Source organism: Bacillus sp. SH7-1 (assembly GCF_008042405.1).
GTDB lineage: Bacteria > Bacillota > Bacilli > Bacillales > Bacillaceae_G > Bacillus_A > Bacillus_A thuringiensis_N.
Genome location: NZ_QNUD01000006.1, coordinates 51,839 through 66,673, shown reverse-complemented (window position 1 = coordinate 66,673; position 14,835 = coordinate 51,839). Strand labels below are relative to the sequence as shown.

Below are 14,835 nucleotides of genomic sequence, written 5' to 3'. Positions count from 1 at the left end.
GTATATTTTCACTCGTGTTCAAAATTAACCTCTCCAATCTTGGACGATATTTCCGTCACGAATTACAATTTGACGTGCTGCAGCTTCCCCAATTTCACGATCATGGGTAATCATAATGATTGTTGAGCCTTGTTTGTTTAATTCGTAAAAGAGGTCCATAATTTGTGTACTTGTTTTCGTATCAAGTGCCCCCGTCGGTTCATCGGCTAAAATGAACTTTGGATTATTTACGATTGCACGTGCAACAGCGACACGCTGTTTTTGTCCACCTGATAATTCGTTCGGTAAGTGAGTAGCACGATCAGCTAAACCTACTTTTGTTAAAGCAGCTAATGAGCGCTCACGTCTTTCTTTTTTATCAACTCCAGCGTAAATAAGAGGTAGCTCTACATTTTGAAGTGCTGTAAGTCTTGGTAATAACATGAAGTTTTGGAATACGAACCCGATCTCTTTATTACGAACGCGTGCAAGTTCTGTCTCAGACATGTTTGAAATGTTTTGACCAGCTAGTTCGTATGCACCTGTCGTTGGTTTATCTAAACAACCGATAATGTTCATTAATGTTGATTTACCAGAACCAGATGGTCCCATAATAGAAGTGAATTCTCCTTGGTTCAGTGTTACGTCAATTCCGTGTAATATTTGAACGGATTCTGCACCATTTTGGAAGGATTTCGTGATGCCTTTTAAGTTAATCATTCAACGACAACCTCCATACCATCTTTTAAGTCTTTTTCAGGTTTAGAGATAATTTGTTCTCCTTTTTTCACTCCAGAAACTTTCGCTTCGCTATCTGTTTCGAATTCAACAGTAACTGCTTGTTCTTTCGCTTTACCGTCTTTTACGATGAAGACAACATTTTTGTCACCTTTTTTCACGATGCTGCTTTTCGGAACAATTGTCCCAGTTGCTTCGCCAGATTTACTTGTTACGTAAACGTGGAAGCCGTTTTGTAATTCTTCACTATTATCTAATGTGACAGTGAATTGATAGTTAGAAACAGTTTTATTTTCGTCCATACTCTTTAATGGTGTAGAACCGATTTCTGTTACTTTTCCTGTCCAAGTCTTACCAGCGACAGTTTTTGAGGAAACAGTTACTTCTTGCCCAACTTTCATACTAGCAAGCTCATATTCAGAAAGTTGACCTTTTACTTTAAATGGACCAGCGTGACGAAGTGTAATGCCGCTCATGCCTGTTTTTTCATCAGCAATTTTTACGATATCATCAATTACGCCATCAGCAGGACTTGTTACAGAAAGTGTGTTTACTTTCTCTTTTGCTGCTTTAATCATTTCATCAGATTTTTCAACTTCAAACTTTTTCATTTCAAGTTGTGATTCTAATTGTTGCACTTCGATTTCTGATGCTTTTAATGCTTCAGCAGGAAGGCCTGCATTTTTATCTTTTTGTAATTTTTGTTTCGCTGTATCAATTTGTTTTTGGAACAATGTTACTTCTTTTTGTGCGATTTTCTTTTGCATTTCTGCTTCTGTTACACCCTGTTTAGCAGTAGGATCATTGTATTTAAACAGAAGCTGACCTTTTTTCACTTCATCACCTTTTTTTACAGCTAATTCATACGTACCTTTTGTTGGATCAAATGAAATTGTTTCGATTCCGTTTGGGATAACTTCACCGCCAAATTTTTGCGCGTTTTCAATTTGTTTTTCTGTTACTTTATATCCGCTATATGCCATTGCAACATCTGAGCCACCGCCAGCAAATGCAAAGTATGATCCAGCTGCAATTCCGATTGCTACTACACTAGTAATTAACACTTTATTTTTCTTCTTCATCTATTTATCACCTTTTCGTTCGTTTTAGTATCTACATTAAGTATAGAAGAGGTGAAGAATCTGACAAATCGTTTTAGCTTACAATAACCTTACAGTTTTGTAAGGTGTGAATATCTAAATGTAAGGTAGAGCTTGTCCCAGTGTAAGCAAATGAATTGACTCGTTGTTTCTTTCTTACAATAATATTGTATGAAGGAGAGGAGGAAGGAAGATGGAAGCTTATTTTAGTGCGCATCCATTAAAACCGTTTATTCCATACTCAAGGCAACATGCCATTATATTATTTATTATGTTGGTAGGAATCGTTTTTTTATATCAATACCAAGATGTATTACGTCAAAATGAGTGGAATATAACGGTTCGATATGCGATTGCATTTTTATTTATAGGGAGTGAAATTGGACTGCATATGTGGGAGTGGAAAGCAGGGATTTTTGAGCTAGCCACTTCATTACCGTTTGAGTTATGTACGATTAGTTTGTTGTTAGCGTCAATTATGATCATAACGAAAAGTTACCGTATATATGAGATTGTATTTTTCACAGGAATTATTGGTGCATCACAAGCCATTTTAACGCCAAACTTGCAGTATGCTTTTCCGCATTTTCGTTTCATTGAATATTTTATCGCGCATATATTGCTCATTTGGGCACCACTCTTTATGACTTGGGTGGAAGGATATCGTCCGACAGTACAATCTATTAAACGCACAATGATATTTTTAAACATATTGATTCCGATTGTTTCGTTTGTAAATTACAAAACAGGTGGTAATTATATGTTTTTAGCTCATAAGCCAGAAACAGCTTCATTACTTGATATGTTAGGACCGCATCCTTACTATATTATTTCATTAGAACTCGCAGCGCTTATTGGATGTTTTATTTTATATATGCCATTTGCGAAAAGGGAAAAACAGTTACACAAAGAATCGTTAGGGTCATAACCTAGCGATTTTTTATATATTGAATATTTACAATTCAGAAAATTAAGAATAAAATTAAAGGGGAAATTATAGAGAGAGAAGGGCGAAAATGGTCAAAAAGGTATTTTTGAATGGAATGGAAGTGACGATTCAATTTCTTATTTCGATTTTAGGGATTATTATGTTAGGGGCTCTGCCAAAATTATTTTATGGATTTAAGCTGGATGTATCAAAGTACATACAGAGTTTAAAAGAAGTGTTTGTGAACTTAATGGATATTTCTAATTTGCAATATGTGAGAGGTAAATTTTTATTTCCGCAGTTGTTCGTCCATTATAAAGAAACAATTGTTATATTTTTAGCTGCTTTTTTCATTTCATTACTTGTAGCATTTTGTATTGTTTATGTAATTATGAGTAGTTCACCGCGTATACAACATCGAATTAAATCATTTCTTATCTTCCTAGAATCCATTCCAGATATCCTTCTTATTTTAGTATCACAAATTTTAGTTGTATGGCTTTTTAAACAAACAGGTTTTTTACCTTTTCAAATTGCTTCAATTGGAGGCGAGTCGATTAGGGGGTTGCCAATATTGTGTTTGAGCATCCCGACTACGATTATGTTTGTAAAAATGGTCGTGCTTCGTTTTGAAAATGAACTAGAAAAAGATTATGTACTATTTGCTAAGGCGAAAGGGCTGGGGCGCTTTCATATTTTAAATCGTCATATTTTACGAAATGTGTTGCTTAGTACATTATTCTTTGCGAAAACGAATATCTTTTTTATGTTATCTAATTTATATATTATAGAATGGATTTTTAATACGAGTGGTATTTTTATGTTTTTGAAATCGTATTTCGGTATTAGAGTTGAGGTTTTCATCGTTAGTGTGCTTCTTATATATATTCCGATTTTTATTTTATTTAAATTGTTTCATTATCTCATTCCGGCTGCGATGAAGGAGAGATTATAATATGTGGACGTATATAAAACGTGATAAAAGATTTTGGATAAGCATTGGGTTTCTTCTCCTATTAGTTCTTTTGAGCATCGGAAATACGTTATGGAATGATGGACATATTAGACAAGTTACATTGCAATATGATGCGGATGAAAATCCACAAGTGCCACCGTTTTCACCTTCATTACAATTTTTACTCGGGACAGACCGGAAAGGGTATGACCTGTTACATTTAGTCATTGAGGGCGCGAAGTGGACGATTGGTATATCTATTTTAATTGCGGCACTTAGAATGGTAATAGGTGTGTTTTTCGGTGTCGTACTCGGAACGTATATAAAAAGAGGATTTTCAAAAATTGAGGCTTTCTTTGATAGTTTTACAGTTATTCCGACAGTTATGATTGCGTATTTTTTTCTTCAATCTGCAAATACATTTGGAAGCGGAGAGGAGACAACAACCTTTTTTGAAAGGGCTTCGTTTCAAGTGGTATTACTTGTACTGCTTGTAATGCCAGTTATTGCACTGTATGTTGCGAAGGAAGTTCGTAAATTGCGAACGGAAGAATTTGTTGATGCCGCGCGCATATTAGGTGGATCGAGAAGACATATTGTTATAAAACATATTTTTCCGCATCTCTATATGCCGTTTATACTCGTATTTCTTCAGCAGTTTACGCAGACTCTTACTATTTTACTGCACTTAGGATTACTTGAAGTGTTCTTTGGTGGGACTGTGATGTTTGGTGGACAAATAAAAGAAGTGGAATCTTATACGCATGAATGGTCAGGTTTAATTGGAGTATACTTTAGGTCATTAACAGTGAATCCGTGGATCCCTCTCGTTCCGATTACATTTTTTGGACTTACTATTTTTTCAGGAAATATGATTGTAAAAAGTATCGAAGAGGCGATGATGAAAGTAAGGTTAGGAGGAGAGCTAAAGAAGGATCTTGTAGAAGAGGAACAATCTGTTGTGCAGTCGAAAGAAGAGTTATTTACTTTTAAGCATACGATGTGAAAATAAAAAGAAGCAAGCATGTATTCCATGCTTGCTTCTTTTCTTTATTTTGTAGAAACTTCGCCTTCAGCTTCTGTTTGCGGAATAAAGTATCCGATTATACCACCGATGATTGCTGGAACGATCCAGCCGATTCCTAAGTTATAAAAAGGAATCGTGTGTACGATATTAGCGATAAAACTTGGTATCATTCCCACATTATCAAGTGCATGAATACAGCTAATAATGAATGCTGCGATCATTGCTCCGATGTAGACAGAAGGTTTACGTTTCGTATATTTATCTATAAATGATACGAAAATTAAAATAATCGTAATTGGATATAAAATAATTAATACAGGTAAAGTAATTTTGATTAATAAACTTAAACCTAAGTTTGAAATCACGAAGCTAAAGATACAAACGTATAGTACGAGCTTTTTGTAAGAAACGTTCGTTAATACTGTTGCAAAATAGTTGGCGAATGCACTTACAACGCCGATTGCTGTTGTTAAACAAGCGAAGATAATGGCGATACTTAATAAAACATTACCGCTTGTCCCAAAGAATTGGTACATAACAGTCGCTAATAGTTGACCACCGTTTTCGAATTGTCCTAGATTGCCGTTTGAAGCGCCGATATAACCGAGTAAGAAATAAACAATTGTTAAAAATAGAGCTGCAATGCTACCGCAAATAATTGTATATTTCGCGATTGATTTCTTCTCTTGTATACCGTTTTGGCGAATTGCATTTACAACAATCGTTGATAATACAAGTGCACCGATTGCATCTAATGTTAAAAATCCTTCAAGAAATCCTTTGAAAAATGGAATTTCTTTATAGTCACCAACAGGTTCTGCAAACGTTCCTGGTGAAAGAATCGCTTTTGTTGCCATAATTGCAATAATTCCAAGTAAAATGGGCGTTAATATTTTTCCGATATGATCTACTAATTTTGATGGATTTAATGATAAGAAGTAGACGACTGTAAAGAAAATAGCACTAAAAATTAACATAGAGTACCATTGGTCTGGGAAAAGTGGTGCAATCCCAATTTCGTAAGATACAGATCCAGTTCGTGGAATAACAAATAGTGGGCCGATTGAAAGATAAATAATGATAGCGAATACTGCTGCGAATTTTGGATGAACACGGCTTGCTAACGTGTTGAAACTACCACCGGCAAGGGCAACAGCGACGATAGCTAGTAAAGATAAACCGACGTCTGTAATAATAAACCCTGTAATGGAAATCCACATATTTTCTCCGGAAGAAAGACCGAGAAGGGGCGGGAAAATCATATTACCAGCACCGAAGAAAACTGCGAATAGTAATAAACTAATCGAAAGTATTTGCGCTGGTTTTAAAGTTGTACGCATATAAAGAAACTCCTCCTAATGAGTGTTTTTGTCGAAAATTCAAATAATTTGTCGAGTAACTGTTATTATTTTAAAGGTCTGATGACTAGAAAGCAATAGGGAATTTTGAAAAAATTAAAAAATAATGCATTAAATCGAATAAATATACTATTTATATGTTTAATAGGAAGGATTTAACTTTAAACGTAAAAAAACACATATCGCTAGGATATGTGTTTTAAAAAAATATTTTTTTATCACGTTCTTCTTTTAAAATTTCAACCGCTTCTCGGAAACGTTGTGAATGGACAATTTCTCGTTCACGTAAGAAGCGTAGGCTGTCATTTATATCTGGGTCGTCTGATAAGTTAATGAGCCATTGATATGTTGCGCGTGCTTTTTCTTCAGCCGCAATATCCTCGTATAGGTCGGCAATTGGATCACCTTTAGCTTGTATATAGGTTGCAGTAAATGGAACACCAGCAGCGTTATGGTAGTGGAGTGCACTATCATGATCAGCGTAATGAGGGTCAAGACCAGCAGCTTTCATTTGTTCAGGAGTCGCATCTTTCGTCAGCTTATAAACCATTGTAGCAATCATTTCAAGGTGAGCAAATTCTTCTGTACCAATATCGGTAAGGAGGCCAATGACTTTATCAGGAATTGTATAACGTTGATTTAAGTAACGGAGTGCAGCAGCTAGTTCTCCATCTGCACCTCCATATTGCTCAATTAATAATTTTGCAAGTGCTGGATTGCAAGTTCCTACTTTAACAGGGTATTGTAATTTTTTTTCATAAATCCACATAGTTTCTCTCCTTTATATTTGCCATGGCCAAGGACCTTTGCTCCATTCCCAAGGGGCATTAGAATAGCTGTTTCCAAACTGTTGGAGTGGCCCATATTTTTCTTCCATCTTTTGTTTTAATACTCTTCGTTTATAGGAAAAGTCATTAAATTGATTAATAGCAGCAGTGTCGTCTGGATGTGTATCTAAATAAAGAGTGAGCTCGACTAGTACAAAGTCTAGTTCTTGAAGCTCTAGTAACAGCTGATAATATTCTTCTGGTAGGGATTGAGTCACGTCAGTAGTCACCGCCCTTTTTTATAAGGATTTTCATAATAGTCATAAAAAACAGGCCATAAAGTCCCTTTTTGGAGTGCTTCTTTTGGCGTGAATTGCGGTAAGTTTGGCGGTTGAAAGCCTAAAAATAAATTAGGAGGAGTAGAATAATATTTTTTTCCGATAGGAGGACAAGGATCGAGAGGACTATGATAGGGCACAAATGATCTCATATATTTATTCACGAATAAACCTCCTTACATGTTCATTACTACGTATTGTATTCAGACATAATGAGCATTTATGACACATATAAAAAAGTAATAGGTACGGGGGGAATGAATGTGGAGACTGTGAAACAATTCATTGTATTGGAAGTGAAAAACTTAAAGGAAACGTTGTATTTTTACGAAGGGATTTTAGGAATCAAACCTAGTTTAGAAAGACCGCAATTAGATATAACAGGGGTTTGGTATGATGCTGATTCAACGAGAATTAGTTTTGTCATGAATCGCATGTTAGGTGGGCGGGAAAAGAGTGTTACAGATTCATGTGAGGCGTTAACATTTACGATTTCTAACATAGAGAAATTGAAAAAGAAGCTAGCGTTTTATGAAATTTTATATACAGAAAATGAATGTGCGAGGAGTATTGTAGTACAAGACCCAGATGGATATAAACTTGAAGTAGTAGAGAAGGGTGAATAAACGGAGGGGATTTAGTGGAGAGAAACTATGAAGAAAGTGCGTTGTTTGAGCATCAATTTTGGCTAAAGGTACTTACTGATCATGCGCAATTTTTACTTGATGCGTTAGCTCCAAAGGAAAAAGAAGATATAAAAAAAGCTACTTATTTTGTTGAGCTATTTACGAATCTGTTAAATAAAGTTCGTAATGTGAATCTCGTGGCATTTTCTAAAGAGGCGGAACAAGCAGCTAAGGAAATACGAATGTTTAAATTAAATATTATACAGAAACAGTTGGAAGGAAAAATTACAATTCATTTTATGCCGACTTTTATTAATCATATGGTAAACGAAGTGGAAGAGTATATAACGGTTTTAGAGTTTTTGAAGAAAGGGGAAGTTCCGCCTGTTTTTCATGAACTGCATTATCATCTCGTTTGGTTAACGGATGCGGCTGGTCATGCGGGCTCTATTTCTAGTGGGTTAGATCTTGTTGAAAAAAGATTGAAAGAGAAAAGCGAAGAATTCGAGAAGCACTTTGAACAATTTTATTTGAAGGCAGTTGAAATGACAGGGTATTTAAGAACAGAGCTTCACCATTTTCCTGCGTTAAAGAAGTTTACAAAAGATGTTTCACTTGAATTGAAATTATTTTCACATTTTCTCCATGAGGTTGAAGAGCTGGAGTTATCGAATGAAATATTAAGCGCATTATCAGCGAGAATGGCAGATCATATGGCAAGAGAGGAATGTTATTATTTATTAAAATTAGCCCAATCATCTGGACTCGAAATGCCGAAATGTAATCCGCTTTAAAGAAAAAGAGGTCAATTTTATTTGGCCTCTTTTTCTGTTTTATTGTCTCTTTTTATTTTTGCTTGTTCAATACTTGCCTGTAATGTCTCCATAATATTGATGATGTTTGGAGCAGGAGAGATGGTTTCCGTTTTTTCCTGTTCTTCAATTTTATTTTCGATTAATTCGGTAAGAGCTTCTTTATATTCATCTGTATATAACTCTTGTTCGAAAGGGTTTGTAAGATGGTGGATTAAATTAATTGCTGCGGTGAGTTCTTGTTTTTGAATCGGATAATTTTCATTACTTGGTAAGTTAGGTGTATTTGTTATATCGCGAATTTCATTAGGATAGTGAATAGTTTGCAACATAAGCCCATCTTCAAAGTTACGGATAATAGCTAAATGTTGTTTTTTTCTAATGGAAATATGGATAAGACCAAGTTTATTCGTACGTTCAAGAGCTTCTTTTAATAATAGATACGATTTTTCGTGTCCTGGAGTAGGGCCTATAAAATAAGAGCGGTCATAAAGAACAGAATCAATTTCGTTATTTTGGATAAAAGATATAATACGAATAGATCGTGGTTCGTGAGCTTTTTGCAACGCAGATAATTCTTTTTCATCCATAATAATGTACTTATGAGGGGCGTATTCATAGGCTTTTACAATATCTTTATCATCAATTTCTTCATCCGTACAATCAGGAGCAAATTTTTTATATTTAATAGGGGTTAAGCATTCTTTATGGAGACTTAAAAATTTTATATCGTTTTCTTCTACGGCGCTATATAGTTTAATTCCTATATTTAATAGTCCAAGTGAGAGTGCACCTTTCCATACAGTATGCAAATGAAGCCTCTCCTTTCCTTAAAAATGATTATGTATATTATGAGGTAGTAAGAAATTTCCTATACGTTTTTTGTTTTTACGGGAGGGTAAACAGGAGGGCCTGGGATATAAAATATATTGACAAGCCCTCCAAAATATTTTAATGTGATTGTATAAAATTGTGTATATAAAGGGGAGTAACTTATTACAGTAAAGTCGTCATTACAGGGAGAAACCCTCGGCTTTATTGGCAACGTTTCGTTGTTAGTGAGACCTTTACCAGCAATGGTAAAGGCCCCTTATTGTCTTTTTTAGGACCTTTACCATATTTGGTAGGGTCCTTTTTGTATACAAGGAGAGGAGATATAAAAATGAAAAAACTTATTAGTAGATTAAGAGTTGTATTTCATGTTCGTCGTTTCGTTCCATTCCTATTTGACTTTTTTACTTCAAAAGAGGTTTCAATAAAGAAGAAAATCTTATCTATTGCTTTTTTAGTTGGTTATGTAGCGATGCCGCTCGATTTAATTCCAGACTTCTTACCGTTCATCGGTATTTTAGATGATATTGGAATTGTGTTATTTATTCTGAACCGAATTGTAAAAATGGCGCCAGTTCAATTACAAGAAAAGCATAACGTAAACGTAGGATAGGAGTTAAAATATGGAGCAAATTATTTTAGATATAATTGAGTTTTTAAAGCAGTTTTCTTATTTTGGAGTTGTATTGGCTTTAACGTTTGAATTTATTCCGGCAGAAGTCGTTTTGCCTATGGTTGGGTATTGGGTGTACGAGGGTGATATGAATTTTTGGCTAGCTGTATTAGCTGGAACACTTGGCGGAACGACAGGACCGTTAACGTTATATGCACTCGGTTATTACGGTGGTCGTCCTCTATTAATAAAGTACGGGAAATACTTCTTTATTAAAGAAGAACAAATTCAAAAAGCAGATGATTTCTTTGAGAAATATGGACCGGTTGTAGCATTTGTTGGACGCTTTGTACCGGGGGTTCGAACACTTATTTCCGTTCCGTGTGGTATGGCAAAGATGAACATATGGAAATTTAGCATATATACATTTGTAGCAATGTTCCCGTTAACGACTTTGTATATTTATTTTGGAATGAAATTAGGTCCGCATTGGGCAAAAGCGGCGGATGTTGTTGGGCAATATATGCTACCGATATTACTAGTCGTGGTTATTGTTGTCGGTGGTATATTAATCTATAAATTTATGAAAAAAAGAAACAGAACGGAATCTATCTAGTCATTGGTACCGATGTTTGAATATTTTTTGAAAATAAATGAATAGTACAGGCAAAAGACTCTGAGGGACATACACATATAGGGAATATAAAAGAGAGAGGGGAAACAACTATGTCTTGTGAGTGCTCAGGGTCAGCTTTAACTTGTTGTCCAGATAAAAATTATGTGCAAGATAAAGTGTGTAGTCCGTGGTCTGCTACTGTAGTTGCGGCAGCAATTGATAATGTTCTCTATACAAATAATATTAACCAAAACGTGGTGGGGACTGGTTTTGTTAAATATGATGTTGGACCAGGTCCGATTACTGTAGAAGCACTTGATTCTGCTGGGGCTACAATTGATACACAAACATTAAACCCAGGAACGAGTATTGCTTTTACGTATCGCCGCTTTGATAGTATACAAGTTGTGTTACCTGCAACACCTGCTGGAACGTATCAGGGAGAATTTTGTATTACAACACGTTATCCACTTTCATAGCAGAATAGGAGAGAATCAAAATGGGAATGAGAAGTTCCGGTTTGTCTTGTTGTTCTAATAAAACGCTTGTACAAGATCAAGTATGTACAGACTGGTCTATTACAGGTGCTGGTACTCAAATTGTATATACAAATAATATTACGCAAGAAGTATATGGTTCGGGTTACGTGAAATATGATGTAGGTGCGGCTCCAATTACAGTTGATTTTTTAGTAGGTGCTACAGTAGTTGACACAATTACTGTACAACCGCAAAGTAGTGGTACTTTCACTGTACGATATTTTACTACCGTTCGAATTACTACAACAGGAACAACTGTTAATCAAGGAGAATTTTGTATTACAGTACGTTATCCGATTTCATAAAAAAGCATACCGTAAATGGTATGCTTTTTAATTAAGAAAGTAATGAAATTGGTATTCTATAAGCAACATGTAAATTGGCAACAGTACTTGCCTTCTAAATATAGTGAAGGATTATTTTGTATATTAGTAAGACTGACTGACTGTAAGTCTTTTCCTGTGTACGATATTGTATTACCAGGAAACACGGTGAAAATATTGGTTACTGCTCCAACAATTTCAATTGTAATTGCTTCTGTGCTGCTAGTACTATTGTAAGCCGAGACAGTACCTGATATAGGTAGTATTCCATCGCTTTGCCACAGTATCATCGATTGTGATGCATCTTTGGCAGAGGGAATGGTGTTATTCGTTATGAGGAAATTCACTGCAAATTCATTTGTTACTCGCTCGCAATTTGGATTTGGAGGAGGGGTCGGTGGACAAGGGTCTGGGCAAATGATAGACAAAGGAGCAAAACAGCCAATGTTTTTTTATTCTTCAATACAACCCCTCCTTTTTAAGTAGTCTTTTACTACTATTAAATGTAGAAGCATGACCGATGTGTTAAAAAAAGAAGAAAATGTTAAAAATTAAGATTGTCTAATAGGCTTAAAACTTAAATTATTATTTATGTTATAGAAAAGATTATATGTGAATAGACATGGGAAAAGAATGCTCAGACTCTTTTAGACAAAAAGTGGTTGTATAAGATAATACAAGGAATGTTGGACTTCATTTCTAATTAACTATATATTTACAAAAGTCTAACAAAATTCATTTGTTATTTAAACGACATTAATATGTTTTAGATAAAATAGCCCTTGTAATGAATTAATTATTATGAGGGGGATTCATGTGGAAAGAACAGCTTTACGCAAAGTAAAAGGTCTTATTGGATTATTAATGGTTTTTGTATTAGCATTTGTATCATTTCCGTGGAGTACATCAGTTAAAGCAGAAGAGAAGAAGCAAGAAAAGGAACCGAGTGAGAAGAAGATAGTTTTTCCAGTTGTAAGTGATGTACATATTAAGAATAGTGGAACAGATGATACGTTTCGCTGGAAACGAGCAATCGAGCAACTGAATACACTTGCACCTAAACAAGATGCGTTTGTAATTGTGGGAGATTTTACTGATTCAGGATCACTGCAACAATATGATCGTTTCATGCAAGTGTATAACGAAAATGCAAATAAAGATGCAGTACGAATGAATTCTTTAGGAAATCATGATTATTGGAACGGTTTATCTGTAGAGGGAGCGCAGAAGCGTTTCTTAGAAAAAACAGGTATGGAATCGATTTATTATCATAAAGTGGTGAAAGGGTATCACTTCCTTGTTATGTCTCCGGAGGACGGGACAACTCATGGATATTATTCAGACAAGCAAATTAATTGGTTAAAAGAAGAAATGGCAAAAGCACAAAAAGATGATCCAGAAAAACCAATTTTCGTATTTTTACACCAACACATAAAAGAGACAGTTTACGGTAGTCATGAATGGGGAACAAAAGATAGCGCAAAAATTAATGAGGTGTTAAAAGAATATCCGCAAGCTATTACGTTTTCAGGTCATTCACATTATCCGCTAGATGATCCAAGGTCGATTCATCAAAAAGACTTTACATCAGTTGGTACATCTTCTGTAAGTTATATGGAAGTTGAAGGTGGTAAAGTGCAAGGGAATATACCGCCAGGAGCTAGCACATTAAGCCAAGGTTTATTAGTAGAAGTAGATGATGAAGAAGTAACGATTAATCGTCGTGATTTCCATACAAATTCTTGGACAGGCGAGCCTTGGAAAATTAAATTACCAGCAAAGAAAGACACGTTTACACATGTAGAAGATCGAGACAAAGAAAAGCCATACTTTGCTAAAGATGCAAAACTTACGGTATCAAATGTAACAGAAAATGCAGCAACAGTAACATTCCCGCAAGCTGTGGACAACCTTCTTGTTCACTCTTATCGTGTACAAGCTAGAGATAAGCAAACAGGAGAAATTAAGAATAAGTTGTTAGCATTCTCAGAGTTTTACCGTGACCCAGTGCCGAAAGACCTTACATTTACACTGGCAGGATTAGATGGCGGAAAAACATATACGCTTGAAGTAGTTGCAATTGATTCATTTGGTAATGAAAGTGTGCAGCCTTTAACAGCAGAAGTTACTACGAAGAAAGATAATATTGATCCGAATGTAAAAGTGCCAAAGGCAGATGTTTTTGATGTGAATTTCTTAGATGGTACATTTAAAGATAACTCATCGTTTGGAACGAAAGGCGATGTGAAAGGAAATGTATCTATTGCATATGATAAAGCTTTAAAAACAAATGTAATGAAATTGAATGGACAAGCTAATACATTTGGATATCTTCCGTTTTCAGCAGCACAAAAAGAGAAAGTAGCAAATACGTTCACGCTAGAAACTGTATTTTCAATGAATGAAATTCGCGGACAAGGTATTTTACAAAATACAGAGAGTGGCGGAATTGGATTTGAGTCTACAGGAAGTGGATATGTTGAATTGTGGGCTCACATTGGCGGCAGCTATAAACGTGTTGGAGTTCAATTAGAAGCGAACAAAACGTATCACTTAACAGGAACGTATAACGGAAGTGAAGTAGCTATTTATGTCGATGGTAAAAAAGTAAATAGCCAACCAGCTAAAGGGAAAGTGTCTCATCCGAACGTACCATTTGCATTTGGAGCTGACCCTGATAGTAACGGAAATGGCGGTATTCCGTTAAACGGACAAATTGCGCTTGCAAAATTATATAGTAAAGCGTTAAGTTCTTCAGAAGTATTAGCAGCGTACAATGAGTTTTCTAACCGCACGAAGTTAGAGCAAGTGAACGCGTTATATGAAGAGCTTGGAAAAGTAAAAGAAGTGTTAGCTGGTACGTATGAATTTGGTGATAAGCCAGGTCAATATTCAAAGGAAGCATTTCAAGAATTAGAGAAAAGCTATAATCATGCAAAGCAAGTGTTTGAAAATCTAGCAAGTACTGGGGAACAGATTGTTCAAACATATAATGAATTAAAAACTGCAAATCAAGCATTTATACAATCTAAAGTAGTAGAACAACCGAAAACACTGAAAGAAAAATTACAAATTAATATTGAATCTGCAAAAGTAGTAGTGAAAAAAGCGCAAGCTGCAAATGTAACGGACGGTTCAGTGAAATCATTGAGTCAAAAAATTACAGTGGCAGAAGCTGTATTAAAAGATGCGAAAGTAAAGGATGCACAGGTAGAAGCGATGAATCGTACATTAGAGTATGCGATTTCACTCGTTGAAAAAAGCATAAACAAATAAGAGTGAAGA

18 protein-coding genes are annotated in these 14,835 nt (G+C 35.3%); 10 read left to right on the top strand and 8 right to left on the bottom strand.

Features of this window, described 5'->3' with window-relative positions; translation table 11 throughout:
* Nucleotides 1–24: 24 nt before the first annotated feature.
* Together DN390_RS05900 and DN390_RS05895 are read right to left on the bottom strand one after the other, a co-directional pair.
* Nucleotides 25–699 (bottom strand): ABC transporter ATP-binding protein, encoded by a 675-nt coding sequence (locus DN390_RS05900; protein ID WP_000609098.1) that lies wholly within the window; start codon nucleotides 697–699, stop codon nucleotides 25–27.
* Nucleotides 696–1,799: an efflux RND transporter periplasmic adaptor subunit gene (locus DN390_RS05895; protein ID WP_098288584.1), complete on the bottom strand. Its 1,104-nt coding sequence runs from the start codon at nucleotides 1,797–1,799 to the stop codon at nucleotides 696–698. Before DN390_RS05895 ends, DN390_RS05900 begins: the two co-directional genes overlap by 4 nt.
* Nucleotides 1,800–2,010: 211 nt before the next feature.
* Here DN390_RS05895 and DN390_RS05890 point away from each other — a divergent pair, with 211 nt between their 5' ends.
* The 3 genes from DN390_RS05890 (at nucleotide 2,011) to DN390_RS05880 (ending at nucleotide 4,706) form a co-directional block, all read left to right on the top strand.
* A complete protein-coding gene (locus tag DN390_RS05890; protein WP_147806810.1) occupies nucleotides 2,011–2,745 on the top strand; it encodes a YwaF family protein in 735 nt (244 codons plus the stop codon).
* Between the two features lie 88 nt (nucleotides 2,746–2,833).
* Nucleotides 2,834–3,700, top strand: a complete 867-nt coding sequence (locus DN390_RS05885) for an ABC transporter permease subunit (protein WP_147806809.1) — start codon at nucleotides 2,834–2,836, stop codon at nucleotides 3,698–3,700.
* A 1-nt stretch (nucleotide 3,701) separates the two neighbouring features.
* Nucleotides 3,702–4,706, top strand: a complete 1,005-nt coding sequence (locus DN390_RS05880; protein ID WP_147806808.1) for an ABC transporter permease — start codon at nucleotides 3,702–3,704, stop codon at nucleotides 4,704–4,706.
* A gap of 44 nt (nucleotides 4,707–4,750) precedes the next feature.
* Here DN390_RS05880 and brnQ2 read toward each other — a convergent pair whose 3' ends face one another.
* From brnQ2 to DN390_RS05860, 4 genes are all read right to left on the bottom strand, one after another.
* A complete protein-coding gene (gene brnQ2 / locus DN390_RS05875) occupies nucleotides 4,751–6,067 on the bottom strand; it encodes a branched-chain amino acid transport system II carrier protein BrnQ2 (protein WP_147806807.1) in 1,317 nt (438 codons plus the stop codon).
* A gap of 217 nt (nucleotides 6,068–6,284) precedes the next feature.
* Complete coding sequence (gene cotJC, locus DN390_RS05870) at nucleotides 6,285–6,854, bottom strand: spore coat protein CotJC (protein WP_000265273.1); 570 nt, start codon at nucleotides 6,852–6,854, stop codon at nucleotides 6,285–6,287.
* Nucleotides 6,855–6,866: 12 nt separating this feature from the next.
* Nucleotides 6,867–7,130 carry a spore coat protein CotJB gene (locus DN390_RS05865; RefSeq protein ID WP_000194492.1) on the bottom strand — a complete coding sequence of 88 codons (264 nt, stop codon included), beginning with the start codon at nucleotides 7,128–7,130 and terminating at the stop codon, nucleotides 6,867–6,869.
* An 8-nt stretch (nucleotides 7,131–7,138) separates the two neighbouring features.
* A complete protein-coding gene (locus DN390_RS05860) occupies nucleotides 7,139–7,354 on the bottom strand; it encodes a spore coat associated protein CotJA (protein WP_001046257.1) in 216 nt (71 codons plus the stop codon).
* Between the two features lie 33 nt (nucleotides 7,355–7,387).
* Between DN390_RS05860 and DN390_RS05855 the strand changes: the two genes are divergently transcribed.
* Both DN390_RS05855 and DN390_RS05850 read left to right on the top strand, forming a co-directional pair.
* Complete coding sequence (locus DN390_RS05855) at nucleotides 7,388–7,816, top strand: VOC family protein (protein ID WP_147806806.1); 429 nt, start codon at nucleotides 7,388–7,390, stop codon at nucleotides 7,814–7,816.
* 14 nt (nucleotides 7,817–7,830) lie between these two features.
* Complete coding sequence (locus DN390_RS05850; RefSeq protein ID WP_147806805.1) at nucleotides 7,831–8,610, top strand: DUF2935 domain-containing protein; 780 nt, start codon at nucleotides 7,831–7,833, stop codon at nucleotides 8,608–8,610.
* Nucleotides 8,611–8,627: 17 nt separating this feature from the next.
* On the opposite strand, the gene ku is transcribed toward DN390_RS05850, so the two are convergent.
* A complete protein-coding gene (gene ku / locus DN390_RS05845; RefSeq protein WP_147806804.1) occupies nucleotides 8,628–9,440 on the bottom strand; it encodes a non-homologous end joining protein Ku in 813 nt (270 codons plus the stop codon).
* A gap of 350 nt (nucleotides 9,441–9,790) precedes the next feature.
* Here ku and DN390_RS05840 point away from each other — a divergent pair, with 350 nt between their 5' ends.
* The 4 genes from DN390_RS05840 (at nucleotide 9,791) to DN390_RS05825 (ending at nucleotide 11,532) form a co-directional block, all read left to right on the top strand.
* The gene (locus DN390_RS05840; RefSeq protein ID WP_000733844.1) at nucleotides 9,791–10,072 is read left to right on the top strand and encodes a YkvA family protein; all 282 of its coding nucleotides are present in this window, start codon (nucleotides 9,791–9,793) and stop codon (nucleotides 10,070–10,072) included.
* A 10-nt stretch (nucleotides 10,073–10,082) separates the two neighbouring features.
* Complete coding sequence (locus DN390_RS05835) at nucleotides 10,083–10,688, top strand: DedA family protein (RefSeq protein WP_000435010.1); 606 nt, start codon at nucleotides 10,083–10,085, stop codon at nucleotides 10,686–10,688.
* Between the two features lie 110 nt (nucleotides 10,689–10,798).
* Complete coding sequence (locus DN390_RS05830; RefSeq protein ID WP_001277534.1) at nucleotides 10,799–11,167, top strand: DUF3992 domain-containing protein; 369 nt, start codon at nucleotides 10,799–10,801, stop codon at nucleotides 11,165–11,167.
* Between the two features lie 20 nt (nucleotides 11,168–11,187).
* On the top strand, nucleotides 11,188–11,532 hold the full coding sequence (locus DN390_RS05825; RefSeq protein WP_000525802.1) for a DUF3992 domain-containing protein: 345 nt from the start codon (nucleotides 11,188–11,190) through the stop codon (nucleotides 11,530–11,532).
* 56 nt (nucleotides 11,533–11,588) lie between these two features.
* Here DN390_RS05825 and DN390_RS05820 read toward each other — a convergent pair whose 3' ends face one another.
* On the bottom strand, nucleotides 11,589–11,996 hold the full coding sequence (locus DN390_RS05820; protein WP_255443915.1) for an S-Ena type endospore appendage: 408 nt from the start codon (nucleotides 11,994–11,996) through the stop codon (nucleotides 11,589–11,591).
* A 370-nt stretch (nucleotides 11,997–12,366) separates the two neighbouring features.
* Here DN390_RS05820 and DN390_RS05815 point away from each other — a divergent pair, with 370 nt between their 5' ends.
* The gene (locus DN390_RS05815) at nucleotides 12,367–14,826 is read left to right on the top strand and encodes a LamG-like jellyroll fold domain-containing protein (RefSeq protein ID WP_147806803.1); all 2,460 of its coding nucleotides are present in this window, start codon (nucleotides 12,367–12,369) and stop codon (nucleotides 14,824–14,826) included.
* Nucleotides 14,827–14,835 lie beyond the last annotated feature (9 nt).

Coding starts and splice junctions, on each gene's coding strand:
- DN390_RS05900 (WP_000609098.1), bottom strand. CDS start 699: ATGATTAACTTAAAAGGCATCACGAAATCCTTCCAAAATGGTGCAGAA.
- DN390_RS05895 (WP_098288584.1), bottom strand. CDS start 1,799: ATGAAGAAGAAAAATAAAGTGTTAATTACTAGTGTAGTAGCAATCGGA.
- DN390_RS05890 (WP_147806810.1), top strand. CDS start 2,011: ATGGAAGCTTATTTTAGTGCGCATCCATTAAAACCGTTTATTCCATAC.
- DN390_RS05885 (WP_147806809.1), top strand. CDS start 2,834: ATGGTCAAAAAGGTATTTTTGAATGGAATGGAAGTGACGATTCAATTT.
- DN390_RS05880 (WP_147806808.1), top strand. CDS start 3,702: ATGTGGACGTATATAAAACGTGATAAAAGATTTTGGATAAGCATTGGG.
- brnQ2 (WP_147806807.1), bottom strand. CDS start 6,067: ATGCGTACAACTTTAAAACCAGCGCAAATACTTTCGATTAGTTTATTA.
- cotJC (WP_000265273.1), bottom strand. CDS start 6,854: ATGTGGATTTATGAAAAAAAATTACAATACCCTGTTAAAGTAGGAACT.
- DN390_RS05840 (WP_000733844.1), top strand. CDS start 9,791: ATGAAAAAACTTATTAGTAGATTAAGAGTTGTATTTCATGTTCGTCGT.
- DN390_RS05835 (WP_000435010.1), top strand. CDS start 10,083: ATGGAGCAAATTATTTTAGATATAATTGAGTTTTTAAAGCAGTTTTCT.
- DN390_RS05830 (WP_001277534.1), top strand. CDS start 10,799: ATGTCTTGTGAGTGCTCAGGGTCAGCTTTAACTTGTTGTCCAGATAAA.
- DN390_RS05825 (WP_000525802.1), top strand. CDS start 11,188: ATGGGAATGAGAAGTTCCGGTTTGTCTTGTTGTTCTAATAAAACGCTT.